Origin of the sequence: Sphingorhabdus rigui, assembly GCF_014196595.1 — a bacterium.
Taxonomy (GTDB): domain Bacteria; phylum Pseudomonadota; class Alphaproteobacteria; order Sphingomonadales; family Sphingomonadaceae; genus Sphingorhabdus_B; species Sphingorhabdus_B rigui.
Window position 1 is genome coordinate 1,309,456 of sequence record NZ_JACIEA010000001.1, and the last position, 23,814, is coordinate 1,333,269.

The window sequence follows — 23,814 nt, forward strand, 5'->3', positions numbered from 1 at the left end:
GGGGTGGCCAACGCCACCCCTTTTTTTATCCCAAAAGGTCATGCTTCTTAAGCGTATGACGCAATTGGTCGTAGCTCAGGTTCAGCGCCTTGGCCGTTTGCCGCTGATTATACCGACACTTCGCCAATGCCTGCTCAAGGACCGCCTTTTCATATTTTTCGGTCGCTTCTCTAAAGTCGGTAACGTCAATCGCCTGACTTAAGTCGCTGGAGACACGCGGCTCGGCACTGGCTGCCTGATTATCGGACTGCACCTGCGCAGGCGATGAAGCAGCTACACCGCCGCGCCACGGGCTATCGAACGGATCAAACTGGATATAATCGACCGGCTGTTCTGGGTCAGCCCAGCGATAGACCGCACGTTCGACCACATTGCGCAATTCGCGCACATTGCCCGGCCACAAATGGTTTTCGAGGGCCTGGGTCGCAAGCGCGCCGAAACCCGGCCACCCTGCCCAACCGAGCTCGGCCGCCATCCGACGCCCATAATATTCAGATAGAACCTCAACATCGCCTTCGCGAACACGCAATGGCGGCAACGTTATTACCTCAAAGCACAGCCGGTCGAGCAAGTCCGCACGAAAGCGCCCCTTATCCACCATGTTGGGCAGATGTTCATTGGTGGCGGCGACAATGCGGACATCGACCCGCATCGGCCTTGAGGAACCAATACGCGTGACCTCTCCATATTCGACCGCGCGCAACAACCGTTCCTGCGCGCCCATGCTCAACGTCCCAAGTTCGTCGAGGAACAGCGTGCCGCCGTCGGCTTCTTCAAACCGGCCCTCGCGTGCACGTGTCGCTCCGGTGAAAGCGCCAGCTTCATGCCCGAACAGTTCAGCCTCAATCAATGTTTCTGGCAGCGCCGCGCAGTTAATCGTGACCAAAGGCCCATCCCAGCGCGAACTCAGGCGATGGAGGCGTTCCGCGATCAATTCTTTCCCGGTTCCGCGCTCCCCCACCACCAGCACGGGCCGATTAAGCGGCGCGGCGCGGCTTGCGCGCTCGACGGCATCAAGAAAAGCGGACGATTGTCCAATGAATTGATGACTATCCCGTTCCATTTTCAAAGATTGGCATATTTCACCATAGTGTGGCAATAATTACCAGCGCCCGAATGTCACATTTTTTCACAAATGGCGGATTTCCGGCTTTTATTCAAATTGGCACGCTCCCTGCAATACATCTTGCAAGCCGGAACATCACCGGCATGCAAAAGGGAAGACACAAGATGCGTAAAGATATCGGAACCAGCTACAAGGCAAAGGGAAGCGAAAGCCGTCTATGGCTGGCGGTCGCATTGTCCCTGTCCATGATCTTCACCAGCTATGCAGTGTCGGTTTTCAACCATTATGACGATATTGACATGAACGCCCCAAATTACACCCATCGGCCAATCGTTGTCAGCTATCTTGCCTGACGTCGATAGCCTGCGACCGGCGTACCCCCGGCTCCCCCTACCTCCTAAAGGTACCCGGTCGCCCCCTTTTTTCAGTACGCAAATAAACAGTTTTAACCGGAGTTACCCAATGGGCATATTTTCACGAACCCGCGATATCATCGCCGCCAACGTCACGGACTTGCTCGACAAGTCGCAAGACCCGGCGAAGATGATCCGCATGATCATTCTGGAGATGGAGGAAACGTTGGTTGAAGTCCGCGCTTCCGCAGCCCGGACCATTGCTGACCAAAAAGAGCTGCGCCGGCACATCGACAAGTTGAACACGCTTGAAGCTGACTGGACCGACAAGGCCCATCTCGCGCTGTCAAAAGATCGCGAAGACCTTGCCAAGGCGGCCTTGGTCGAAAAGCGCAAGGCGACCGATATGAAGGACCAGCTAACGGCGGAAGTCGATGTTCTCAACGATGCGTTGAAAGCTTCGGAGCAGGATATTCACAAGCTGCAGAAAAAGCTCGCCGACGCCCGTAGCCGTCAGAACGCGTTGATGACGCGGCTTGAAAGCGCTGAAAATCAGGTCAAGCTGCGCACGATGTATAATGGCGACAAGGTTCGCGAGGCTTTCTCTCGCTTTGACGTGCTCGAACGCCGCGTGGATGAAGCGCAGGGATATGCGGACTCGCTGTCCATCGGTTCAGACGCCCCACGCAGTCTAGGCGACGAAATCGCAGCGCTTGAATCCTTCGACGTTGTCGATGCCGAGCTGGAAGCGATGAAAAAAGCCATGAAACAAGACGCAAAGAAGGAAGGTTAAACTGATGGAAGATACTGTCGTCCCCATTTTCGTTTGCGGCATACTGTTTATTGGTTTGCCTTGGATCATCCTGCATTATGTCACACGCTGGAAAACCGCCGCAACTCTAACCAATGATGACGAGCGGATGCTCGGCGACATGAACGAACTTGCCCGCCGTCTCGAAGATCGCCTCGATACCGTTGAGCGTCTGGTCGCCCAGGAAAATCCTGAATGGCAGCCACGTCGCATCGATCATGAGACAAAAGATTTCGACCCCAAAAATGTCCGCAGGCTGGAAAGGAACCGCTAAAATGGCTGGTACACATACCAAATTCTATCTCGATAAGATGAACGCGAAATGGAAAGGCGTTTGCGCCGGGATTGCCGACTATACCGGTGTGGACGTTCTCTGGGTTCGGCTTGGCGCGGTGATGCTCACTTTGATGGGCGGTTTTCCGTGGACGCTGATCGCCTATGTGATCACCGCGTGGATGGCCAACCCGAAGCCAGTGCATCTCTATACCGATGACCGCCAAGACCAGAAATTCTGGCAAGGCGTGCGTCAGTCACCTGCCCGCACAACACGCGACATTCGTTCGCGCTTCCGCGAAATCGACCGCCGGCTGGCCGAAATGGAAACCTATTATGTCAGCAACAACAAGCAGCTGGCGGACGAGATCGAAAGCCTACGCTAAAATTGGAGGAAATTATGGATCCGTTTCAAATGGTCGTCGCAATCATTGCTATCATCACGATCGGCAGGGTTATCCAGACGAAGCAAAAGGCAAAGCACGGGATCGTTGAAGACGAAAACTTCATGGGCACGAAAACCCACCGTCTTTTGAACAATGCGGATACGCAGCAGATGCAGGACGAAATTCGTGCCTTGAAGGAACGCATTCAGGTTTTGGAACGCATCGCGACAGACAACAATAGCGCGAGCGATATCAACCGTCAGATTGAGGAACTGCGCAGCCGGTAACGGCGCGCGGACGGAAAGGAAGGACTATGCAACAGGATCCCAACTTCTACATCATCATCGGCGCCTTTGCCGTGCTGTGTGTCGGCATCGTGTCGTCACTAAGCCTGCGTGGCTGGCGCGACTGGATTGCGCTTAAGCATGCCGAGCTGGAAACCATGCGGCACGGCAATGATGCACCTGTGCCCTCGGCCACGTCGCGTATTGAAGTCGCCGATTTGAAAGAGCGCGTAAAAAGGCTTGAGGCCATAGCGGCAGGGATTGATATCTAAGCATCGCGGCCATATGCGCAGTGCATGACAACATTTGCCGACATTACCGAAGAATATGAATTTCTTGAGGCCGATGACCGCTATCGGTTGCTTATCGACCTCGGTCGCGAATTGCCCGAAATGCCCGCCGCGTTGAAAACCGATGCGACGCTGGTTCGGGGATGTTCCGCAAGTGTGTGGGTCTATCCCGTGACCGCAGATGGCACGCTGACCTTTCTGGCAGACAGCAACGCCGCGATTACCAAAGGCATCATCGCACTGGTCCTGAAAACGGTTGAGCATAAAAACGCCGCCGAAATTCTGAAGACCGACATCGAGAACGCCCTTGCGCCGTTCGACCTCAAAAATCAGTTAAGTTCGAACCGGACACAGGGCATTCCCAATATGATCTCGCTTATCCGCGAGACGGCCGCGCGTTACGCCGGCTGAGCCGGACGCAACCCAAGCCACATCGCAAGTGCAGGCAATCGGGGCAGCAGCAGCCGGTCGAACAGCCACAGCGCGCATAAAGACGCGGCAAGCAACGGCAAGAGCAACGCCATGACGCCGATGATCACCGCAACCCCGCGCATTTTCGGCGGCACCGCAGCAACGGGCGGTGCGCCGAGCGCGTCATCGGGCTTGCGCCGTCGCCACATCAGGAAACCCGATATCACCAAGGTGATCAGACCAAGCGCCGTCAGAACGCCGACCAACTGATTGAACCAGCCAAAAAGCTGCCCCTCATGCCATGCAATTCCATAATTGACCGCCCGATCAATGACATGCTTGTCGGAAAAGCCTTTCCGCGACATCTCCTTGCCCGTTGCAACATCAAACGTGATCTCGCGGTTCAATGGCCGGTTCTGCGCCTCCGACTTAATGGTCCATGCCATCGGTGTAGGCGGACCAAAACGCTCAGACGCGCCTGGTGCTTTCACCAACGCCGGATGCGGCAGTCGTTCGGCTTTCGCTTTGGCGACCATGTCCGCCAAGCCAACCAGCGGAATTCCGGCAGCCTGCATTTTCATCATCGCATCATGGTCATGCTCGGCATGCGGCGCGGCACTGCCCGTTTTCCAGTCTTGCGCGCCTTGAACGAGGCCCAGCTCAGTCCGAGCCAGCCGGAAAGCTTCGCCCCAGACGCTCGCCCAAGGCAGTCCCGTGGTCAGCAGAACAAGCGCCAGCCCTGAAACCCAGAAGCCAGTGACCGCATGCAGGTCGCGCAGAAATACGCGATTGCCCTTCCCCAACCGGGGCCACACGACACCGGCAAAGCGCTGCCCGCGCGGCCACCACATATACAGACCGGTCAGGATCATGACGATCGCCCAGCACGCCGCCAGTTCAACAATCCAGTCGCCGATTTTACCGATCAGCAGCGACCCATGTATCCGCGACACCGTGGCCGATATCCGGCTTTCCGGATCGATGCTGCCCAACACTTTACCCTGCGGTGACACATAGACGTCGCGCATGGATTGGCCGTCGGCGAGGCCGATATGTATCATCGCCGCGTCACCTGCACGTTCGGGCAAGCGATAGCTTTGGAACTGCGCACCAGGATTGGCTGCCATGACAGCGGCCAACTGCACATTGGGCGACACTGCCTGTTCAGTCGGCAGGTTCGTAAATGCGCGCTCTTCCCAACGATCCAATTGCGGCTTGAACAGATAGATTGCGCCTGTTGTGGCAAGTATGAGGATCAGCGGCATCACGAAGAGCGAAGCATAAAAATGCCAACGCCAGATCGTGCGGTAGAAAGACGTATTTTCCATCTCTGCTCTCCTAAAACCGCGCACGGACGCCGCCGTAGATGGCACGGCGTTCAACCGGGTAGTAAATGGCCGATGTTGCGGAGGCAAGGATAGCGGCCGACACGTCGCCGATGGCTTTCTCTGCGGTCAGGTTCCGCGCATCAAGAAATAGATCAACCCCCGCCATAACGCGCGCGCCGGCAGATAAGCCCAAGAGGGTATAGCCTGTCGTGCGTGTCGTGTTCCGATAGTCGGCCCATGCACCCTGCGGCACCCATTCGGCATTCGGGGAAATATGCAAATCGTCATTCCCAAGTCGAAGCTCCGACCGCAAGACATGCTTTGGCACCACAGGCAGCCGGTTGTTGCCATATTGGGCATCGGCGACAAAGCGGAAGTCCGAATATTGCCAGATTTGCCGGAAGCGCAGCCAATCGGTCGGCGCTGCACTAAACGCAGCCTCGACGCCCTGATGCCGTGTTTTATCGGCGTTGAACGTTGTGGCTGGAATGTCCCGCCCTACGGTAAATTGCAGCATTTCGCGTTTTATGTTGGCGCGGTACAGGGCAATATCCCAGCTCGCCCATCCCATTTTCCCGCGTGTCCCGATTTCGGCTGTCCATGCTGTTTGTTCCTTTACAGGAACAAACGCCGCAATTTGTGCGAGTTCAACGAAGGTCGGGAATTCTGTGGATTTGCTATAATTGGCAAAAATTTGGACGTCGTCGGACGGTTCCCAGAGGACGCCAAATTTGGGCGAGAAGGCGTCGAACGACGCTGCACCCGTTGTGGCAGACGGAACGATCTGAAGCTGCTTTCGGAAGCCATCGGCATATATACCGCCTGCAATAAGCGTGACGCCCGCAACCGGCGTTGCACGCAGCTCTCCATACATATTCGACGTCCGGGCCGTCTGATCAGCATCGAAGGTAAGCGCGCCACGCTTGCCGTTCACATTGATAAAGCGCGTTGAGTCAATCGTTCCCCAACGGGACTCTCCGCCAAGGGTGAAGCTCCATATATCGCCTTCACGGTCATAACGGGCGAACACGCCGCGATCTGCCGATGTCTGATCAATGACCTGATAAATCGGGTGATATAATTCTTTGGCGTTCAAGAACGCGCCAACATCCAATTGGCTGTTGCCCCAGTCGAAACGGGTCCGGTTCTGGATACGAACCGAATTGATATCGCGCGCCTGATCCCCGACAAAATTGCCGCTGCGTGGCGCAGTCAACGCCGTTGCGCGGGTCAATGCACCGGGCAATTCCTGATTAAGCGTGGTCGCACTTGCGTAAAATCGCGTCGACACGACATCCGAAATCCTAAGCCCAACATTTCCGTTAAAGCGGATTGAATTTCGCCGGGCGTGTTGGCGATCCCCCTTGTGGCTATCGGCGCTAATCGCTGCCCAAGCATTGGCATCGCCGTCACCCACTCCAAAAGACGCCAAGCCGCGATAAAAGTCAGAGCTGCCAACATCGCCGCGAAGGTAAAGACCCGCCGCATTATCTCCCGTGGGCGTAACGCCGTTGATTGCGCCGCCCAATGTACCGGAACCAAATCTCAACGCGTTTGCGCCGCGATATACCTCTAAATGGTCGAAGAATGTGGGTTCAAGCTCTTGAAAGTCGCCATTGTCGTCGGCCAGATTGATGGGGACCCCATCCTGCAGCAACGTCAGTCCGCGCATGTGGAAGCCACGCGAAAGACCGGAACCGCGAATGGAAATGCGGACCTCCTGCCCAAAACGCGGCTGGGTATACACGCCGGGCGAAAAAGCCAAAGCATCACGCAACGACACGACGGTCTTGTCTGCATAATCTTCGTGGCTAACGACGTCGGTGCCGCCTGCGGTGGTGTTTGCCGATACTTCGGCCTCGTCAGCGGCTGCACGGCCGGTAACAATAATCGTGGCGTCAGCAGCCTCTTCAGCTGCCGCAGGGGTAATGATGGCAATAACAGAGCACGCGACAGACGCGCGCAAAATGGACAAAAATTTCATGATATTTTCCTAAATCTAAACGAGAGATAGGCCGCGAAGCAGCCCTGTGGTTTAGATGTAAGAAGGTGGCCCTATGGCTGGGGGCGGCGGAGCAGCGAGGCCAGCACCAACCGATACTTCGCGTTTGGCAAAAACCGGAATGGCAAGCGCAACAGGTGCTAGGGCAATTTGGAAATCAGCGGCCAGAAAATCCGCCGCCATCGCGGTTCCCGCAAAGGCACAAGGTTGATGCTCAACCGATTTGCCTTTTGATGGATCTTCTTTGTGCAGCTTACCCGATTTGTCCATCCAAACGGTCTGGGTGTCCATTCCCGTACAGATGGTCAGCGCAAATCCACGCTCCGACGACGGCATGAAACCGGACGGGATGATTACGCGCAAAGCGAGTGCCAGCAATATCAGTGCTGCAGCTATATTCCGGAAAGGCGAAGATGCGCGAATCACGCGCGCCCTATGCGCTTGCAATTTGGCCCACGCAAGAAACTAGCCCTTCCACTCCCGACGTTCTTCGGCAACGCGCAGCACGTCATAAGCAGCCTGCCCTGCCTGAAAAGCTTTCGCAGCGTCAGCGTTGCCGGGGTTTACATCTGGGTGCGTTTCCTTGGCGATTTTGCGCCAGGCTTTTTTGGCGTCATCAAACGTGGAGTCGCTTTCAAGGCCCAGAATATCGAGCGCATGCATTTCATCACGGCTTCGGCTACCATCGCCGGACCCCGCCCAACCATAATGCGCGGATTCTTTATAGCCCGACGAATCCCTGCGCTCATTGGCTTCGCGCTCGTCCGCTTCTTCTTTGGTCAGACCTTCGAAATAGTCCCAACCACGGTTATACTCCCCGGCATGTTCTTCACAGAACATCCAGCGGTCCGGGCTGTTGGGTGATTTCGGTGCGGGGCAGTTTCCCGCTTTCGTGCAACCATAGCGGTCGCACAGACGCACCTGTTGGGCGTCCGTGCTGCTGCCATAGCCACGCCAGCGGGGAAAACCCCAGTCATTTCGTCGAGTGGTACGCACCATGCCGCCGACTTAGCGACGGCACGCGCATTTTGCTAGTGGCGTAAACGCAATTTATGCGCCGGACAGAGCGCCGCCCACCATCCCGCTGCCGAACAAGGTCGAAAAGGCAATGCCGATCAGGATGCCGGAAATAATGACCGACAGAACGACATAAATGAGCACGATGACAACGGTGAACCCCGCGACCTTTTCCTTCGGCACGCCGAGCACAGGCTGCAGCCCCAGATAGATCAGGTAAACGACATACGCGATTGCGGCGAAAGAAATTAGACCGCCCAATATGGGAATCCAGCTGACCGAGCCCGCTACCCAAGTTGGGGTAGATGCGTATGTCATCAACTTCGTCGACTGAACCATGTCGGACTTGCCATTAAAGCTGGGGGACACCGCATTCACGAGGAATGACATCACAAAAAGCGTGAAGAGGGAAAACACATATCCCACCACCGCCATTGCCGCGATGGCGCCAAAGCCCATTTGCATAGCCCCGCCGCCCATGCCGCCAAGGCTAGCGGTATTAATTCCCAATGCGCCTGTAAATATTATGCCGGCTGCCAAAGGAATAGCTGCCAAGATCATCGCATATCCGGTGAACAACCCGCCAACCGTTGCGGGTTCGTCCGCAATGACATTCCATTCGTCGGTCGGTTTTAAAATGATATTCTTCGCGCGAGCAACAATCGACATTGACTTATCCCTCTGAAAAATGTGTTTCTTGGCAGAAGAAAACATAATGGCGCGAATATGTAAATGTTGACGTTCGCGTAAACGGAGGGGTCATGAATATAATATTGCGGGTATTGCTGGGTGCAATTGGCGTGTTTGCGCTGTTTGGCGCTGCACAGCATTGGTTTAGCTTCGACGCAGCGTTCACAGGGCGCGGCATTGCAGCAATCGATGACATCGGCCGCGCAAACCTGCGCGCCGACGTCGGAGGATTGTTTTTGGGAATAGGTGCATTCACCTTGTTCGCCGCCTTCCGGCAGCATCGGGGCGCGCTTATTGCGACTGCCGTCCTTTTGAGTGCAACGTTAATCGGCCGTATTGTCAGTATCGCGTTTGACGGGTTCAGCGCCCCCGTTGCCCCGCCGATCATCGTCGAGGCGGTTGTCCTTGCCATATTGGGCGCCGCTTATTGGGCGTGGGGTAAAAAGCCAGAGGGTCTGTAAGCCGGGTTCTGTCCTCCGCTGCAGCCGAGGCATACGCGGATGTGCGACCATTCATCTAGGCGACGCATTGCTGCGGCACTCATGCAACCAACCCGGGCGACTGGCAGGAGGATGCCATATGCCGCCCCTATTCGGTTTTGCTCCCGGTGGGGTTTGCCTTGCCGCTTCTGTTACCAAAAGCGCGGTGCGCTCTTACCGCACCGTTTCGACCTGGCCGCATCGAAATGCGGTGGACTGTTTTCTGTGGCACTTTCCCTAAAATTGCTTCCGCCGGACGTTATCCGGCACCGTTCCTCGCTGGAGCCCGGACTTTCCTCCCCATAGCAGTTACCCACTAAGCGGCGGTCGCCCAACCCTCTGGCATGGCTTAGATAGCAGGTCCGCCCTCATACTCCAAGAGCAAGCTCAGCAATATCGCCCGGCATTCTCCATCGATCACGCCTTCAATATTTTCGGGGCGAAAACGGCGCTGGAATGCAACCGTCGCCGCACGTCCATCTGAAATGCTGTAACCATAACGTTCTAACGCCAAAAGAAACGCGGCGTCGGGCCAACCTGGATCAACCAGCTTTTCCCGCGGCCGCGGAACAGCAAGGCCAAGCTTTGCCAAACGTTCCCAGTCGAAGTACTCACCCGGATCTTCTTTACGTGTTGGCGCGACGTCGCTGTGACCAACGACGTTTCGCGGATCAATTGCGTAGGTACGGACAAGTTCGGCGACCAATCGCGTCACTGTGTCCATTTGCGCTTCGGGAAACGGGCGATAGCCAAATTCATGCCCGGGATTGACGATCTCAATACCAATGCTGGCGCTGTTACAGTCCGTCACACCGCGCCAATAGGAAAGCCCGGCATGCTGCGCCCTTTGTTCCTCACGTACCATGTGGACCAGTTGGCCGTCTTCATCGACGACATAATGCGCCGACACTTTGGACGCGGGGTTCGCAAGCCAATCAATGGCTGCTGCACCCGACTGCATGCCGGTATAATGCAAAACAAGCATCGTGATCGGCAAGCTGCGCTCGCCAAAATTGGGTGATGGGTTCCAGATCATGGTCATAAGGCGACCATAGGTAAGTCGACCGTTGCACGCAATATCAGCCGGTGCGGGAAACTTTTGCGGGTTACGCGCCTTGCCGGTTCGGCGTTAACTCGTAAAAACCGCGAAACGCCCTGCTGGCGCAAAACTTTTGGGTTTGCCCAATGACGGTTTCGGCGGCACCCAGCATCAAAAGCCCGCCCTCTTCCATCGATGGCGCAATCGCTTCCAAAATATGTGTGCGCTTGTCATCGCTGAGATACATAAGGACGTTTCGGCATAAAATGACGTCAAAACGGCCAAAATGGCGCACGGGCGTCAGCATATTATGCTCCGTGAACGTCACCATTTTGCGCAGCGCATCTTTGGCCACCCATTCTTCGCCCTGTTGTTCGAAATAACGGAGCATGTAAGTTACGGGAAGACCACGCTGAATCTCAAACTGCGAATACCGCCCTTCCCGCGCCTGTGCCAACGCCGTGGCAGATACATCGGTACCCAATATTTGAATTGTCCAACCCCGCCATTTCTCGGCGTTTTCCAATATTGTAATGGCGAGAGAGTAAGCCTCCTGCCCCGTCGAGCAGGCCGCCGACCAGATACGCAGCCTTTTGGTGTCCGAACGTAATTCACGAATGTGGTCGAGCACGGGCCCAGCCAGCAGCGCAAAGTTGGGCTGGTCACGGAAAAAAGAAGTTTCGTTATTCACCATTGCCTCCACGCACGCACGCGTCAATTTGGGGTCCGTATCCGTCTCGATTAACGCAGCGAGCGTTTGTAGGTCGGGCACAGAGTTACGCCGCATCAATGGCTTAAGCGCCATATCGATTCGCCAATGTCGGTTTGTAGGAACCGTTTGCCCGGTATGTCTTTCCAGCGCCGCCGATAGCGTCCTGTAAGCTTTGGCATCAGCGATGCTCATGATGACGTCGTAAGCCGTGAAAGCATTTCGGTCATGTGGGCTGGTGTCATAATCGCTGCGGCCAAGCCTTCCTTCACGATTGCACCCGGCATACCCCAGACGACCGAACTTTGCATATCTTGAACGAAAACGGGTGCTGCACATGCGTTAAAGGCGCGCGCGCCGACGAGTCCATCATTACCCATGCCGCTAAAAACAAGCGCCAATCCATCGCGTCCATAGGCTCGCGCCACCGACACAAGCATGGCATCGACCGACGGGCAATAACGGCTTGCGCTATAGCGCGATTGATGGCCGATGATGACATCATTGCCCTCATTGCGGCACACTAAGTGGGCGTGACCCGGCGCGACGTAGATATGATTGTGTTTCACCCGCTCTCCGGCTTCAGCGACCTTCACCGTTCGCTTTGTGAGACCATCGAGTTGCCCTGCAAAAAAGTTCATGAATGCAGCGGGCAGATGCTGCGTGATAAAAATAGGACAGTCGAGAGAGTCATCCAAATTGCGCAATATGTGTTGGATTGCCGGGATGCCGCCCGTCGATGATCCAATCGCGATACAGCGTGGCTTCGTTAATGCGCGATAATCCGGAAGAGGCCGTGCTGCGTATTTGCTGTCGGTGCGCTCCAGCGCCGACCGACCCAAGCGCAATACTTTGTCGATCAAAATTTCTGAGAAACGTCCCGAAAAGCCTGCGCGGCCGGGCTTTGCCAAAGTGTCGCATGCGCCAAGCGAAAGGGCCTGAACCGCAGCGGGGCCGTTCTCCTCAGCAAATGACGACACGACCAGCACCCTCGCGCCATTCGCCTTTGCGAGAATATCGGGAAGCGCATCCAATCCCGAACGCTTCGGCATTTCTATGTCCAGCAATATGATGTCGACGTCATTTTCTTCGAGACTGGCAACGGCAGCGTCGCCGTCCGATGCTTCGCAAATGATTTCTATGCCGCCGCAATTACCCAGCATGCGTGCAAAAATCGAACGTGCGACAACACTATCGTCGACAAGCATGACCCTAATCGGGGTTACCGCCGCCTGTGGCCAACTGCCATCCAATGCTGCCGATCTGCTGCGCATTTTGACGCGTCAAATGCAGCCAACGATTTGCAGCTTCGACTCAAGCGTTTCGCGGTCAAACGGTTTCATCACATATTCATCGGCACCGGCATCTATGGCCGCTTGAATGTGCCCAATGCCATTTTCCGTCGTGCAGAATATCACCTTGGCTGATGGCACCGCATGCATCGAACGATAGGCCCGCAAAAAATCCATCCCGCTCATGATCGGCATATTCCAATCGAGCAGAATCACGTCGGGCGTCGCCTGCGCAACAAGGTCCAGCGCTTCTTTACCATCTGCTGCCTCAGCAACGTCGAACTGCATGGTTTCGAGAATATGACGGGCCACCTTGCGAATGACCTTACTGTCGTCGACAATCAAACAGGATTTCATGCGACATACCCACCTTTTTCCAACCAGAATGGCGACCATATATCGGCCATCTTATCGACACGTTAATTTGCGCAGCAAACGTGTCGAATTTAAGCAGCCAGAGCGGGTTGACCTGAAACCAACGCCTCTGTTTTTAATATCATCACCAATTCGCCTTGATGCGCGGCGACCTGATCGACGTAACGGTTCCACGCGGTCGGTGGCAGGATATTTGATTCGGCCTGCGCGATGGCAATTGGAACGACGTCATGGACCTTGTCGACGAGCAGCCCATATTGATGCCCCGCAATTTCCGTGACGACTGCCAAAGTGCCTTTATGGGCGGGTTGCTGCACGCCCGTAATGAGGAACTGGGTGTCGATCAGCGTCAGGACACGGCTTCTCAGCGCAAAAATTCCCGCGATGGACGGATCACACATCGGCACTGGGACGACGTCCGGTAAATGGACAATGGATTCCACGTGGCGGCTGTCAATCGCAACCCGCGAACCTGCCAAGTCGGCCATCAAATACAACTTATTGCTCATGCGCGCCCTGCCAATTTTTCTTCGATAGCGGATATCAAACCTACCCCGTCGTAACGGTAGATGCTGGCAATCGGCTCGTTCAGACCGTGGCTCGAGTCGCGCAGGTGGAGTGCTCGTGGGTCGGTTGCCCGTTCAGGCGCCGTGGCCACATCACGGTGGAGGATGATGGCCGCACGGGATTGATCATGTTCATCAAAACTCACCGCATATCCCGATGCTGTCAGCAACGGCGCCAATATCATACGTTCCCATTGGGAATCTTCTGGGCAATCAATGAAGCACAATGCGTCAGAACTGCGATTTCGGCGCGTGCGATCAGATGTTTCGAAAAACGCGAACATGTTGCGCAGTTCAACCGGCTCTCCAAAGGCATAGACGACGCCTTCATGCTGTTCCGGTTGTGCGCTTGGCACCATATCTCCTGCGATGCTAAAGATGTCGATGACGTCGCTGACGGCAAGATAGCAAGCGCTGTCACCATCGCTAAGTCTCAACACTTTCACCAAACCATCGTCGGGTGCGGATTCATATTCCCATAAATCATACAATCCACCGTCGGCAGAGACCCGCGTTCTTCCGCCAACATATTGGATCTGGGCAACCTCGATATCTTCCATGCGCTCGATTGCTGACAAACGAATGGCTTGTTTGCGACCATCCGTGGCAATGAACAGCAAGGCAGATGGGCTATTCGTGTTGCTCTCGGCATCCGCGCGGCTGTTGGTCTCGTCATCTTCATTGGCTGTGGCAGACAGCCCCATAGCAGTGCCGAGCCCGCTCGCGTCGAGCAACAACATAGGTCGGCCATTGTCCGGCAGCGAGGTTCCAGCGAACAGACCGTTGCCCATCACCAATGGCGCCCCCGGCTTCACGACAAGCTCTTCATTGTCGATAACGGCGGCAACTTCCAACACGAATGTGGTTCCCACCGCCGGACGCATCACGATGAGCGTGCGGCTCTCGCCAAGGGTATGTGCCTCGTGCGCAATCCCCAATATGTCTTCGAGCGATTTGAAAGGATAACGCCTTTTTCGAATGCTCACGATTTTGCGACCGCCCAGTTCTTCGAATTTAACGTTGGGGTTCGATGTCGAAACCATCTCAACGACCGAGCTGCGCGCGATGCCAAAAATCTGCGAACCAGCGCGCACCGAAAGCCCTGCGATGATTGAAAGCGTTAGTGGCAAACGCAAAGTTATTTTTAGCCCATGGCCTTCATGATTCTCTAACTCAATCGTGCCGCCGATGGCTTGCAAATTGTTGCGAACAACGTCCATGCCAACACCGCGACCCGATATCGACGTCACGCTATCCGCGGTCGAAAGGCCGGGCGTAAAAATGGTGTTCAGCCGCGCGCGCGGTGACATTTTCTGCCATTCACCGACCGTCATTATATTGGCGGCTATGGCGCGAATGCCTAGCTTGTCGACGTTTATCCCCCGCCCATCATCCGCAATTTCAATGATAATCTGGTTGCCAGACTGGCGGGCAGAGACACGAATATGGCCTACTGGGTCTTTGCCAGCAGCGCGCCGTTCGTCGGTACTTTCAATTCCGTGATCGGCTGCATTGCGCAGAATGTGCGTTAGGGGATCGCGCAACGCTTCGACCATTTCGCGGTCAACTTCGACTTCGCTTCCGTCGATGCGCAATTCTATTTCTTTGCCAAGTTCGATTGCTATGTCGCGAACAAGCCTTGGAAGCGCCGAGAATAATTTGTCGATATGCTGCATGCGCATCATGCCAACGGCATCGCGCAGCTCGGCCACAGTGGAAGACAAACGCCCAAATGACACATCGAGATCTGCGTTCGAGCTAACCTTGCGAAGCTGACGCGACACTTCGTTGCGGGCGAGCACCATGTCCGAAACACCGCTCATCAAATTGTCGAGCAGGCTAAGCGACACCCGCACAGTTCGCGTTTTGCCGCGTGATATGGTGTCTTCATGTGCCAGTGTGTCGCCCGATTCATCAACGGGGCCGGTGGCCAGATCGGTGGGTTTGTCTCCCAAATATTGGCGCAGGGCCCCAATCAAGATGTCATCGTCATCATAGACAGATGCGCCAGTATCAAGTGCCTCGGTTAGAATGGCGACACGGTCGATCACGGCGAGCACCGCGGTTACCAGATCTGCCGACACCTCGACCTCGCCATCGCGTGCAGCGCTCAATACGTCCTCGGCCGCGTGGCTCAGGCGAAGCAGCCTTGGGAGTGACAGGAAACCGCAGCTTCCTTTTACGGTGTGCACAAAGCGAAATACGCTGTCGAGCAATGCGCGATCATGCGGCCGGCGCTCCCACTCGACCAACTGACTTGTCAGCGCCTCAAGCGTCTCGCGCGTTTCAGCAATAAAGTCTTCTATCAAGTCGTCCATGTCTGCCGATCCGTTTTAACGGAAACGACATGTGACATCATATGGTTAAAAAGATATTGAGAACGCTAGACCTGCGAAGTGCGCACCAGCGCGCCGATGACGAGATGTTCAGCGTCGGGTTCAGCGAGCTGGATCATCCCGCCGCCCTGCAGGGCAAGCGTGTGCGCCATCCAGGCCGCAGCGGTGCGGGAATCCACCATCGAGGCATCAAGCTTCCCCGTCAGCGCGTCACGCACAGCGGAATCCATAACAATTTTGGTTCCACTCGCCCGAATAACGATTTCCTGCTCGTTCAATCCTGCTTCAGCGCCCACGAATAAAGTGCCGCCACGTACCAGCGCTTCATTTGCCAACAGCACGAGGTTCAAGAGGATTTTGACCGCCCTTTTTGGCATCATCTGCGCAGGAACAGCCCATTCCAACACCGTGCGACCGCTTGAGGTTATTAGCGGTTCAATCACCATCCGCGCTTCTTTAGGGTCGACTTCTGAACCAAAGCCGCCGGCAGCACCAAAGGCGAGGCGGAAAAACTTCAGCTTATCGGCCGCAGCCTTGGCGCTTTCCGCCAGCAAATCCATGCACCGTTGCCGCATTTCGGGATCATGCTCGTCGGCCAGCAACTCAAGGCCATTATTCATGGCTCCGACAGGGCTCAAAAGGTCATGACACAGGCGCGAGCAAAGCAGGCTGGCAAAATCGATTTCCGTGTCGGACATTAAAAATGGTTCCTTGGGCTGGCTGGCATATTGATGGCGGTCATGGACTGTGTTTTCACGCGATTCAACCCTCGACGATCAGCGGTACTGGGGTAAATCCCGTGACGTGAGCGCCAAGAGCGATGGGTTGCCATGCCGTAACTGCTCCCCCCGCAATGATGAGCCATATCAGGCCATCGGGTGCGGCCTGCGCGATGTCAGACGCAGAGGGCCGCGCCAAGCCATTCGGGTGCGAATGAAAATACCCCAAAAGCGGCATGCCGTCCGCTCTGGCATCCTTATGGACGGCGATAAGCGCGGCAGGATCGATTTCAAAATTCCGTGATGGATCGGCGGCAACATTGGCTGCCCATTGCACGGAAATGACCTTCCGGTCCCTTCCACGCAACACGCCACAACATTCATTTTGGTCGGCGTCCGCCGCCCAACGCAGAAGTTGTTTCTGGTCATTGCTTGATAAATGCAGGGCCATAACCCATGTGTATAAGATGGTTGGAGAAAATGCCACATTTACAGGTATTTTGGGCGAAGGAAGGCTCGATAGCGCGCTTGCTGCCGCGCTGCCGCAATTTTCACGCGCGCGTATTCAGGCACTGATCGCTGACGCAGCGTTGCGCATCAACGGGCAAAGCTTCGCGGACCCCGCAAGCAAGAAAATGTCCGGGAAGCATTTTGAACTACATGTCCCTGCCCCCAAGCCTGACAAAGCTATTCCGCAAGATATTCAGCTCGACGTCGTTTATGAAGATGCGCATCTGATCATCGTCAACAAACCCGCTGGATTGGTTGTGCACCCTGCCGCCGGGCATAGCGATGGCACATTGGTCAATGCGCTGCTGCACCATTGTCACGGCAAATTGTCCGGCATTGGCGGCGTTCAGCGTCCGGGCATTGTCCACCGTATCGATAAAGACACATCCGGGCTGCTGGTCGTGGCGAAAAGCGACGTCGCGCATGAGGGCCTGGCAAAATTGTTCGCCGCGCATGACATCGAACGCAAATATATCGCGATCGTCAGTGGCATCCCTGCCCCACCTGCAGGGACGGTGCGCACGCAAATTGGCCGGTCAACGACCAACCGCAAAAAAATGGCGGTGCTGCCCGATACCAAGGGCAAGCATGCGGTCACGCATTTTCGTATGACGGAGGCATTTTCCAAAACCGCAGTCGTCGAATGCACGTTGGAAACGGGACGGACACATCAAGTCCGCGTCCATATGGCCCACATCGGCCATCCACTAATCGGCGATAGCGTTTATTCTAATCGACAAAACCCCTACAGAATCGGACCGGATCAGGCTCCGTTCGACCGACAAGCATTGCATGCTGCCTCATTGGGGTTTATTCATCCGATATCCGGCGAAACCTTACGGTTCGAATGCGGTTTACCAGAGGATATGCAGCTTCTGTTAAGCCAAATGCGTATATAGAGTTTCAAAGGGAACGCTTTGCTAGCGGGTGCTTGATGAGGCCCGGTGGGAAGCACAATGAAAGAGGAAAACATGTCTGAGAAAAAGAATGTTCCGGCTACAATACCTGCCCTTGGGGGGGACGCGAGCCTAAACCGTTACCTAAGCGAAATCCGGAAGTTTCCGGTTTTGAAGCCTGAGCAAGAATATATGCTCGCCAAACGCTTTCAAGAACATGGCGATACCAAAGCTGCCGAGCAGCTTGTGACGTCACATCTTCGCCTCGTATCAAAAATTGCCATGGGCTATCGCGGCTACGGCCTGCCGGTGTCCGAGCTTATTTCCGAAGGCAACATCGGATTGATGCAAGGTGTAAAAAAATTCGATCCAGACCGCGGTTTCCGCCTCGCGACTTACGCGATGTGGTGGATTCGTGCGTCGATGCAGGAATTCATTCTGCGCAGTTGGAGCCTGGTCAAAATCGGCACGACTGCCGCGCAGAAAAAGTTGTTTTTCAACCTACGCCGGATGAAGAACAACCTTCAGGCGTTTGAAGATGGCGATCTCAACCAAGACGCCTTGCGTAAAATTGCCACCGACCTTGGCGTGTCCGAGGAAGAAGTGAACAACATGAACCGCCGCATGGCGATGGGCGGTGACACGTCACTGAACGTCCCGATGCGCGAAGATGGCGATGGCCAATGGCAGGATTGGTTGGTCGATGACACGCCATTGCAGGACGAACGCGTTGCCGACGCTCAAGAAGGCGATATGCGTCATGCCCTGCTCTCCGAAGCAATGGACAGCCTGAATGAGCGCGAGAAGCATATTCTGACACAGCGCAGGCTGATTGAAGAACCGCAAACGCTCGAAGAGCTGAGCCAGACTTACAGCGTTAGCCGTGAGCGCGTGCGTCAGATTGAGGTGCGGGCTTTTGAAAAACTGCAAAAAGCAATGCTGCGGATCGCTGGCGAAAAGCGGTTACTGCTCACCGTCTAATCCCATGTAAAAATAGATGACGGGCGGAGAACGCTGCGCTAGCTTTTGATAATGAAAAAACCGAAGCGCTCGTTTTCCGCCCGTATCTTTCGTTCCAGCCTGAAAACGGCTATATATCTTACCGGCGGAACGGTCGCGTTGACGGCCATTTATGCCGTTGTTCCCGTGCCGACAACGCTGACCATGCTGTTCGACAGTCATGGCGCAAAGCGCGACTGGACCTCGCTTTCCGACATCTCACCAAATCTCGTGCGCGCGGTCATTGCCGCCGAGGATGGCAAATTTTGCAGCCATGATGGTTTTGACCGTGAGGCGATTGAAAAGGCGCTTAAACGTAATCAGCAGGGCGGAAAAATGCGCGGTGGCTCAACCATCAGCCAGCAAACCGCGAAGAACGTGTTTCTGTGGCAGGGGTCCGGTTGGACGCGTTACCTGCGCAAAGTGCCAGAAGTCTATTTCACATTCCTGATCGAAAAAATCTGGGGCAAACGCCGGATTATGGAAGTGTATCTGAATGTCGCTGAAACCGGCATTGGCACCTATGGCGCCGAAGAAGGCGCGCAGCGTTACTTCAACAAATCTGCCAAAGATCTCACACGCACGGAAGCCGCACGATTGGCTGCTATTCTGCCATTGCCCAAAAAGCGTGCGGTAAACGGCGTGGGTGGTTTTACCCGCCGGTATGGGAACAGCATCGCTGCGCGCATTCGCGTCGTCAAACGCGACGGCCTCGATAGCTGCATTTACCCATAAAAAAAGGGCGAAGCCGAAGCCCCGCCCTTTTTTAATTTTCTAGTTCAATGACTTAGAATACGAACGTAAGCGTTCCGCTCACGGTGCGTGGTGCACCGATTTGAACGAAGCCGGGGCTACCGTAAGTCCCAACACCCGTTGCACGGTTATACGTTGCGCTCTGGGCCAAACCGCCGCCAAAACCGCCGACATAGAATTGGTCGAACAGGTTATAGACGTTGAGCTGGAAGCGGGTCTTGTCGCTCACGCCCAAGAAGCCAAGGTTAACGCTCGCATCAAGGTTGACCATCCAATAAGCAGGCGCAGCTGCACCGAAGATTTCGGTCCGCGATACTGTACCCAAAGTGCCGGTTGGAACCGCACCAGTTGGAATGAACGTACCTGTGTAGGTTGCTGAACCCGTATCGAAGATGTTCCGTGGGCCAGTGCGCTTTGCCGTAATGCCAAGTTCAACTGGTCCAACTTCACCGCGGACGGTTCCACCGAACGAATATTTCGGCGAACCACCTTCACGCTGGCCAGCAGTCGCAGCAAAAACAGGCGTTCCGTCAGTGTTTTCACCGATAGCAACGTTGTTCTTGATTTCCGACTTCATGTACGAACCGAAGACATACAAGGCCAATTGAGGAATTGGCTGATATGAAATCGAACCATCAACACCGTATTTGTCGACATTACCAAGGTTACGATACACGTTCTGGTCCAGTTCTGGATCGTAAGCCGAAGCCAAACGGTTCTGGAACTTGGTCAACCAACCCGAAAGCTGTGCCTGGATGTTACCCGAACGGTAACGAGCGCCAAGGTCAACGCTGTCCGTTGTTTCTGGAGCAGGACGCGCACGTGCGGTCGTGATCGGGAAGAAGAACGCGTTGTACAAGCTGTCTGTGCCTGGAACCGAAAGGCCCTGCGCAAAGCTTGCGAACATGCTGAATTCAGGCGTAAACTTGTAGTTGAAGCCTACGTTTGGCAAAATCTTGTCATATTTGAAGACGCGGTTTTGTGGACCAGCCTGCGTTGGGTTGAGCGTTGCGTTCACGGCGTTCTGGCTTGCATCACCGAAGCACTCAACAAAGCCGCCAGCTGAGCTGGTGAAGCAATAGTTGGTCAGGTCACGCTTGAAGAACGGTGCACGAACACCGGCTGTCACGACCAGATTGTTGTCCATGAATTCACCGCGATATTCGCCAGAAACCTGCTGCAAAATTGCATAAGACAGACGGTTACGCTTTTGAAGCGTTACGCCGTTGGCAGCAATTTGCGGGCCGTTTACTGGGAAAACATCAAATGGCTCGCCATTGACGTCCAACAAGCCAACTTCGCCTGTCTGACGGTGACGTGCACGGTCAAAGGTGTAGGCAAGACGAACCGAATGTGCATCGTTGATTTCATAACGCAGCGAGCTGATCACGCCATAACGATGTGTTTGGGTCTGGCTTGGCGCCATCATGGTAACCTGGTCGAGGATGTCGCCATCGCCGTTCAGATCCTTACCAAAGAATGGTGAACCCGAGAGGTATCCAGCCTGGCAGTTTACGCCAGCACCGCTTACCACGGTCGTGCAGTTTGCTGTGCCGCCAGTCGGATCGATGTCACGACGTGCTTCACGTGCAGTAACGGTGCCACCACCATTTGCCTTTACGTACTGATAGCTTGGATCGACGGTCAACGTCAGCTTTTCACCGAAAGTGAATTTTGACGAACCACGGATGTTGCCGGTGTTTGACGGGTTATAACGACGGTCGAATTCCGTACCGCACGTTGTTGCCGACTGAGCCGTTCCGTTAACTGGCGTTACCGTTGTCGTGCAAGGGAAGTTAATCAGATATTCCCGCTCATTGTTGTTCGCTGGAAAACGGTTGGTCGAAGCGGCACCAACAACACGGCCGGCGTCGTTGCGCAATGGCAGCGAACCGAAGAAGTTGTTGCGGTTTTCATTGTAGCTACCGGAAATCGCAATGAAGTCACCATCGCTGCCAATTGGCTGATAGATTTTTGCGTTATACTGTTGCTTGTCGATAACGCCATAATTGTTGAACGGGTTGTTGTTGGTCGCCTTTGAAGCCGAGAAGAACGCGCGTGTTCCGAACGACGTCAGGTTGCCAGTGTTGACCATGCCAAAAAGACGATCAAAGTTAAAGTCGCCAAGCGAGCGCGAAACCTTAACACCGAAATCTTCGGTCGGGGTCATCGTGCGGTAGTTGACGGTGCCGCCAACAGCCGATGCTGTAGGGCTATCGACGTCAGTCGTACCAAGGTTAACGTTAACCTGTTCAATCAATTCAGGGTCAAGCTGCTGGTTCGAATAGATGGCGTAGTTGCCGGAGTCATTCAAAGGGACACCGTCAAACGTCAGCGAGATACGCGACGAATCAAAACCACGGATGTTCAGCGTGCCGCCCCCCGAGCCATAAGCATCGTTATTCTGGAAGCTTACGCCTGGAATGACGTTGATGGTGTCGAGAATTGTCTGGCCTGGGTTCTGGCGTTCGATCAGCTCTTGCGTAAGAACTGCTTTTGCCTTGGTCGAGTCAGGTGCCTGAATTCCGGCAACGTCCTGCGAACGAGAACCGGAAACAACGATTACTTCTTCTTCGAAATCGACTGAACCAGTCGACTGCGCGAAGGCAGCGCTTGAAAAGCTGCAGATGGTAAGTGCAACCGCACTCGCCGCAAGCTGATAACGAATTTTCATTTCTAAAACCCCTTTGGTTTCCACATGCCAATTCACTGGCAACCAAGCGTTTCGCTCGAATCATCCATATGAATTGAACCGCGCCATCCCCTTGGGGCCGGTGAATGACAGTAAAATGACACCCCGCCCCGCAGATGATTCGCCCTTAACCGACCGCGTCGGACAGGCAAAGTATTGCAGTGCAGCAACCTGTGTAAATTGGCCTATTTAAACATTTTGTTAATAGCTGTGGCCTGTTTGCCACAGTCAGTGGGAAATGCGCTTATGCGGCATCCTCTTTGTTCGATTTCGCCGATTTTGCGTAAACGAGGACCGGTGTCTTGCGACCTTCAACCACATCCTTGTCCACGACAACCTCGTCAACTCCGTCAAAGGTCGGAAGATCAAACATCGTATCCAACAATATCGCTTCCAGGATCGACCGCAGTCCGCGAGCACCAGTTTTGCGTTCAATCGCTTTCTTCGCGACCGCTTCCAACGCCTCATCGGTAAAGCTCAGGCCGACATCTTCCATCTCGAACAGTTTGCGATACTGCTTCACGAGCGCGTTTTTCGGCTCCGACAGGATCTTGACGAGCGCGGGGATATCGAGATCTTCCAGCGTCGCAGTGACCGGCAAACGACCTACGAATTCCGGAATCAAGCCATATTTCAGCAAATCTTCCGGTTCAACCTGCTTGAGGATTTCACCCGTTCCGCGTTCATCAGGATCGGCGACATGTGCGCCGAACCCAATCGACTTGCCTTCAAGACGATTGGCAATGATCTTTTCCAGCCCGGCAAACGCGCCGCCACAGATGAACAAGATATTCGTTGTATCGACCTGCAGGAATTCCTGCTGTGGATGCTTGCGGCCGCCCTGCGGAGGCACACTAGCGGTTGTGCCTTCCATAAGCTTCAGCAAAGCCTGCTGAACGCCCTCACCGCTTACGTCGCGCGTAATGGACGGGTTTTCGGCCTTACGGCTAATCTTGTCGATTTCGTCGATATACACGATACCGCGCTGCGCCTTTTCGACATTATAGTCAGACGCCTGCAGCAGCTTCAGGATGATGTTTTCAACATCTTCGCCAACATAGCCCGCTTCGGTCAGGGTCGTCGCGTCGGCCATCGTGAATGGCACGTCAAACGTCTTTGCCAACGTCTGGGCAAGCAAGGTCTTTCCGCAACCTGTTGGGCCAACGAGCAGGATGTTCGACTTGGCCAATTCAACTTCGGCACCTTTGGCACCATGGTTGAGCCGCTTATAATGGTTGTGCACAGCAACCGACAGCACACGTTTCGCCTGCGGTTGACCAATGACATAGTCGTCGAGAACTTCGCAGATTTCCTGCGGTGTCGGAACTTCACCTTCCTTGCGGCCAGTGAGTGCACCCTTGGTTTCTTCACGAATGATGTCGTTGCAAAGCTCAACACACTCATCACAGATGAAAACGGTCGGGCCAGCGATCAATTTGCGGACTTCGTGCTGTGATTTTCCACAGAATGAGCAATATAATGTGCTCTTAGTGTCGGATCCGCTTAACTTCGTCATAATATGTCCTGCTACCACGCCG

Annotated in this window: 26 protein-coding genes, 1 other RNA gene and 1 pseudogene; 11 read left to right on the forward strand and 17 right to left on the reverse strand. The window is 54.9% G+C overall.

The features are described 5' to 3' along the window. Positions 1 to 25: 25 nt before the first annotated feature. Positions 26 to 1,063, reverse strand: coding sequence for a phage shock protein operon transcriptional activator (pspF, locus tag GGR91_RS05950; protein WP_183940977.1), 1,038 nt, complete (start codon positions 1,061 to 1,063; stop codon positions 26 to 28). A 167-nt stretch (positions 1,064 to 1,230) separates the two neighbouring features. Here pspF and GGR91_RS05955 point away from each other — a divergent pair, with 167 nt between their 5' ends. From GGR91_RS05955 to GGR91_RS05985, 7 genes are all read left to right on the forward strand, one after another. After that, on the forward strand, positions 1,231 to 1,419 hold the full coding sequence (locus GGR91_RS05955; protein ID WP_183940979.1) for a hypothetical protein: 189 nt from the start codon (positions 1,231 to 1,233) through the stop codon (positions 1,417 to 1,419). 109 nt (positions 1,420 to 1,528) lie between these two features. Beyond that, positions 1,529 to 2,212, forward strand: a complete 684-nt coding sequence (gene pspA / locus GGR91_RS05960; protein WP_183940981.1) for a phage shock protein PspA — start codon at positions 1,529 to 1,531, stop codon at positions 2,210 to 2,212. Between the two features lie 4 nt (positions 2,213 to 2,216). Further along, the gene (gene pspB / locus GGR91_RS05965; RefSeq protein ID WP_183940983.1) at positions 2,217 to 2,504 is read left to right on the forward strand and encodes an envelope stress response membrane protein PspB; all 288 of its coding nucleotides are present in this window, start codon (positions 2,217 to 2,219) and stop codon (positions 2,502 to 2,504) included. Between the two features lies 1 nt (position 2,505). Then, positions 2,506 to 2,889, forward strand: coding sequence for an envelope stress response membrane protein PspC (gene pspC / locus GGR91_RS05970; protein WP_183940986.1), 384 nt, complete (start codon positions 2,506 to 2,508; stop codon positions 2,887 to 2,889). Between the two features lie 14 nt (positions 2,890 to 2,903). Further along, positions 2,904 to 3,176, forward strand: coding sequence for a hypothetical protein (locus tag GGR91_RS05975; RefSeq protein ID WP_183940988.1), 273 nt, complete (start codon positions 2,904 to 2,906; stop codon positions 3,174 to 3,176). 26 nt (positions 3,177 to 3,202) lie between these two features. After that, on the forward strand, positions 3,203 to 3,445 hold the full coding sequence (locus GGR91_RS05980) for a hypothetical protein (RefSeq protein WP_183940990.1): 243 nt from the start codon (positions 3,203 to 3,205) through the stop codon (positions 3,443 to 3,445). A 24-nt stretch (positions 3,446 to 3,469) separates the two neighbouring features. Next, positions 3,470 to 3,874, forward strand: coding sequence for a SufE family protein (locus tag GGR91_RS05985; RefSeq protein ID WP_183940992.1), 405 nt, complete (start codon positions 3,470 to 3,472; stop codon positions 3,872 to 3,874). Here GGR91_RS05985 and GGR91_RS05990 read toward each other — a convergent pair. The 5 genes from GGR91_RS05990 to GGR91_RS06010 are packed head-to-tail and all read right to left on the reverse strand — an operon-like array spanning position 3,862 to position 8,890. Next, a complete protein-coding gene (locus GGR91_RS05990; RefSeq protein ID WP_183940994.1) occupies positions 3,862 to 5,202 on the reverse strand; it encodes a PepSY-associated TM helix domain-containing protein in 1,341 nt (446 codons plus the stop codon). The two genes, GGR91_RS05985 and GGR91_RS05990, sit on opposite strands and share 13 nt — an antisense overlap. Positions 5,203 to 5,212: 10 nt before the next feature. Then, positions 5,213 to 7,186: a TonB-dependent receptor family protein gene (locus GGR91_RS05995; protein ID WP_183940996.1), complete on the reverse strand. Its 1,974-nt coding sequence runs from the start codon at positions 7,184 to 7,186 to the stop codon at positions 5,213 to 5,215. Between the two features lie 51 nt (positions 7,187 to 7,237). Continuing rightward, positions 7,238 to 7,630: a hypothetical protein gene (locus GGR91_RS06000; protein WP_183940998.1), complete on the reverse strand. Its 393-nt coding sequence runs from the start codon at positions 7,628 to 7,630 to the stop codon at positions 7,238 to 7,240. A 39-nt stretch (positions 7,631 to 7,669) separates the two neighbouring features. Next, positions 7,670 to 8,203 (reverse strand): J domain-containing protein, encoded by a 534-nt coding sequence (locus GGR91_RS06005; RefSeq protein WP_183941000.1) that lies wholly within the window; start codon positions 8,201 to 8,203, stop codon positions 7,670 to 7,672. Between the two features lie 51 nt (positions 8,204 to 8,254). Beyond that, positions 8,255 to 8,890 carry a Yip1 family protein gene (locus GGR91_RS06010; RefSeq protein ID WP_183941002.1) on the reverse strand — a complete coding sequence of 212 codons (636 nt, stop codon included), beginning with the start codon at positions 8,888 to 8,890 and terminating at the stop codon, positions 8,255 to 8,257. 92 nt (positions 8,891 to 8,982) lie between these two features. Between GGR91_RS06010 and GGR91_RS11770 the strand changes: the two are divergent. Beyond that, positions 8,983 to 9,303, forward strand: a pseudogene (locus GGR91_RS11770) (DUF4345 family protein); the annotation flags it as partial. A gap of 50 nt (positions 9,304 to 9,353) precedes the next feature. On the opposite strand, the gene rnpB reads toward GGR91_RS11770, so the two are convergent. The 9 genes from rnpB to GGR91_RS06060 all read right to left on the reverse strand — a co-directional run bounded on the left by rnpB (position 9,354) and on the right by GGR91_RS06060 (position 16,877). Then, an RNA gene (rnpB, locus tag GGR91_RS06020) (RNase P RNA component class A) lies at positions 9,354 to 9,733 on the reverse strand. 6 nt (positions 9,734 to 9,739) lie between these two features. After that, entirely contained in the window at positions 9,740 to 10,432 is a 693-nt protein-coding gene (locus GGR91_RS06025; protein ID WP_183941004.1) for an N-acetylmuramoyl-L-alanine amidase, read from the reverse strand. A 64-nt stretch (positions 10,433 to 10,496) separates the two neighbouring features. Continuing rightward, positions 10,497 to 11,333, reverse strand: coding sequence for a CheR family methyltransferase (locus tag GGR91_RS06030; RefSeq protein ID WP_183941006.1), 837 nt, complete (start codon positions 11,331 to 11,333; stop codon positions 10,497 to 10,499). Then, positions 11,330 to 12,412 (reverse strand): chemotaxis-specific protein-glutamate methyltransferase CheB, encoded by a 1,083-nt coding sequence (gene cheB, locus GGR91_RS06035; RefSeq protein WP_183941008.1) that lies wholly within the window; start codon positions 12,410 to 12,412, stop codon positions 11,330 to 11,332. Before cheB ends, GGR91_RS06030 begins: the two co-directional genes overlap by 4 nt. 9 nt (positions 12,413 to 12,421) lie before the next feature. Continuing rightward, positions 12,422 to 12,787 carry a response regulator gene (locus GGR91_RS06040; protein WP_183941010.1) on the reverse strand — a complete coding sequence of 122 codons (366 nt, stop codon included), beginning with the start codon at positions 12,785 to 12,787 and terminating at the stop codon, positions 12,422 to 12,424. An 89-nt stretch (positions 12,788 to 12,876) separates the two neighbouring features. Next, positions 12,877 to 13,314 carry a chemotaxis protein CheW gene (locus GGR91_RS06045; RefSeq protein ID WP_183941012.1) on the reverse strand — a complete coding sequence of 146 codons (438 nt, stop codon included), beginning with the start codon at positions 13,312 to 13,314 and terminating at the stop codon, positions 12,877 to 12,879. After that, complete coding sequence (locus GGR91_RS06050; protein ID WP_183941014.1) at positions 13,311 to 15,689, reverse strand: chemotaxis protein CheA; 2,379 nt, start codon at positions 15,687 to 15,689, stop codon at positions 13,311 to 13,313. The genes GGR91_RS06045 and GGR91_RS06050 overlap by 4 nt, the downstream gene beginning before the upstream one ends. 65 nt (positions 15,690 to 15,754) lie before the next feature. Then, on the reverse strand, positions 15,755 to 16,405 hold the full coding sequence (locus GGR91_RS06055) for a histidine phosphotransferase family protein (RefSeq protein WP_183941016.1): 651 nt from the start codon (positions 16,403 to 16,405) through the stop codon (positions 15,755 to 15,757). A gap of 64 nt (positions 16,406 to 16,469) precedes the next feature. Next, positions 16,470 to 16,877: a Mov34/MPN/PAD-1 family protein gene (locus tag GGR91_RS06060; RefSeq protein ID WP_183941018.1), complete on the reverse strand. Its 408-nt coding sequence runs from the start codon at positions 16,875 to 16,877 to the stop codon at positions 16,470 to 16,472. A 16-nt stretch (positions 16,878 to 16,893) separates the two neighbouring features. On the opposite strand from GGR91_RS06060, the gene GGR91_RS06065 reads away from it, so the two are divergent. The 3 genes from GGR91_RS06065 (at position 16,894) to mtgA (ending at position 19,566) form a co-directional block, all read left to right on the forward strand. Then, positions 16,894 to 17,835: an RluA family pseudouridine synthase gene (locus GGR91_RS06065; RefSeq protein ID WP_183941580.1), complete on the forward strand. Its 942-nt coding sequence runs from the start codon at positions 16,894 to 16,896 to the stop codon at positions 17,833 to 17,835. A 72-nt stretch (positions 17,836 to 17,907) separates the two neighbouring features. Then, entirely contained in the window at positions 17,908 to 18,813 is a 906-nt protein-coding gene (gene rpoH, locus GGR91_RS06070; RefSeq protein ID WP_183941020.1) for an RNA polymerase sigma factor RpoH, read from the forward strand. A 51-nt stretch (positions 18,814 to 18,864) separates the two neighbouring features. After that, entirely contained in the window at positions 18,865 to 19,566 is a 702-nt protein-coding gene (gene mtgA / locus GGR91_RS06075) for a monofunctional biosynthetic peptidoglycan transglycosylase (protein ID WP_183941022.1), read from the forward strand. Between the two features lie 52 nt (positions 19,567 to 19,618). On the opposite strand, the gene GGR91_RS06080 is transcribed toward mtgA, so the two are convergent. Both GGR91_RS06080 and clpX read right to left on the reverse strand, forming a co-directional pair. Then, complete coding sequence (locus GGR91_RS06080; RefSeq protein WP_183941024.1) at positions 19,619 to 22,258, reverse strand: TonB-dependent receptor; 2,640 nt, start codon at positions 22,256 to 22,258, stop codon at positions 19,619 to 19,621. 262 nt (positions 22,259 to 22,520) lie between these two features. Next, a complete protein-coding gene (gene clpX, locus GGR91_RS06085; protein ID WP_183941026.1) occupies positions 22,521 to 23,792 on the reverse strand; it encodes an ATP-dependent Clp protease ATP-binding subunit ClpX in 1,272 nt (423 codons plus the stop codon). Positions 23,793 to 23,814 lie beyond the last annotated feature (22 nt).

Coding starts and splice junctions, on each gene's coding strand:
- pspF (WP_183940977.1), bottom strand. CDS start 1,063: ATGGAACGGGATAGTCATCAATTCATTGGACAATCGTCCGCTTTTCTT.
- GGR91_RS05955 (WP_183940979.1), top strand. CDS start 1,231: ATGCGTAAAGATATCGGAACCAGCTACAAGGCAAAGGGAAGCGAAAGC.
- pspA (WP_183940981.1), top strand. CDS start 1,529: ATGGGCATATTTTCACGAACCCGCGATATCATCGCCGCCAACGTCACG.
- pspB (WP_183940983.1), top strand. CDS start 2,217: ATGGAAGATACTGTCGTCCCCATTTTCGTTTGCGGCATACTGTTTATT.
- pspC (WP_183940986.1), top strand. CDS start 2,506: ATGGCTGGTACACATACCAAATTCTATCTCGATAAGATGAACGCGAAA.
- GGR91_RS05975 (WP_183940988.1), top strand. CDS start 2,904: ATGGATCCGTTTCAAATGGTCGTCGCAATCATTGCTATCATCACGATC.
- GGR91_RS05980 (WP_183940990.1), top strand. CDS start 3,203: ATGCAACAGGATCCCAACTTCTACATCATCATCGGCGCCTTTGCCGTG.
- GGR91_RS05985 (WP_183940992.1), top strand. CDS start 3,470: ATGACAACATTTGCCGACATTACCGAAGAATATGAATTTCTTGAGGCC.
- GGR91_RS05990 (WP_183940994.1), bottom strand. CDS start 5,202: ATGGAAAATACGTCTTTCTACCGCACGATCTGGCGTTGGCATTTTTAT.
- GGR91_RS05995 (WP_183940996.1), bottom strand. CDS start 7,186: ATGAAATTTTTGTCCATTTTGCGCGCGTCTGTCGCGTGCTCTGTTATT.
- GGR91_RS06005 (WP_183941000.1), bottom strand. CDS start 8,203: ATGGTGCGTACCACTCGACGAAATGACTGGGGTTTTCCCCGCTGGCGT.
- GGR91_RS06010 (WP_183941002.1), bottom strand. CDS start 8,890: ATGTCGATTGTTGCTCGCGCGAAGAATATCATTTTAAAACCGACCGAC.
- GGR91_RS06025 (WP_183941004.1), bottom strand. CDS start 10,432: ATGACCATGATCTGGAACCCATCACCCAATTTTGGCGAGCGCAGCTTG.
- GGR91_RS06030 (WP_183941006.1), bottom strand. CDS start 11,333: ATGAGCATCGCTGATGCCAAAGCTTACAGGACGCTATCGGCGGCGCTG.
- cheB (WP_183941008.1), bottom strand. CDS start 12,412: ATGCGCAGCAGATCGGCAGCATTGGATGGCAGTTGGCCACAGGCGGCG.
- GGR91_RS06040 (WP_183941010.1), bottom strand. CDS start 12,787: ATGAAATCCTGTTTGATTGTCGACGACAGTAAGGTCATTCGCAAGGTG.
- GGR91_RS06045 (WP_183941012.1), bottom strand. CDS start 13,314: ATGAGCAATAAGTTGTATTTGATGGCCGACTTGGCAGGTTCGCGGGTT.
- GGR91_RS06050 (WP_183941014.1), bottom strand. CDS start 15,689: ATGGACGACTTGATAGAAGACTTTATTGCTGAAACGCGCGAGACGCTT.
- GGR91_RS06055 (WP_183941016.1), bottom strand. CDS start 16,405: ATGTCCGACACGGAAATCGATTTTGCCAGCCTGCTTTGCTCGCGCCTG.
- GGR91_RS06060 (WP_183941018.1), bottom strand. CDS start 16,877: ATGGCCCTGCATTTATCAAGCAATGACCAGAAACAACTTCTGCGTTGG.
- GGR91_RS06065 (WP_183941580.1), top strand. CDS start 16,894: ATGGTTGGAGAAAATGCCACATTTACAGGTATTTTGGGCGAAGGAAGG.
- rpoH (WP_183941020.1), top strand. CDS start 17,908: ATGTCTGAGAAAAAGAATGTTCCGGCTACAATACCTGCCCTTGGGGGG.
- mtgA (WP_183941022.1), top strand. CDS start 18,865: ATGAAAAAACCGAAGCGCTCGTTTTCCGCCCGTATCTTTCGTTCCAGC.
- GGR91_RS06080 (WP_183941024.1), bottom strand. CDS start 22,258: ATGAAAATTCGTTATCAGCTTGCGGCGAGTGCGGTTGCACTTACCATC.
- clpX (WP_183941026.1), bottom strand. CDS start 23,792: ATGACGAAGTTAAGCGGATCCGACACTAAGAGCACATTATATTGCTCA.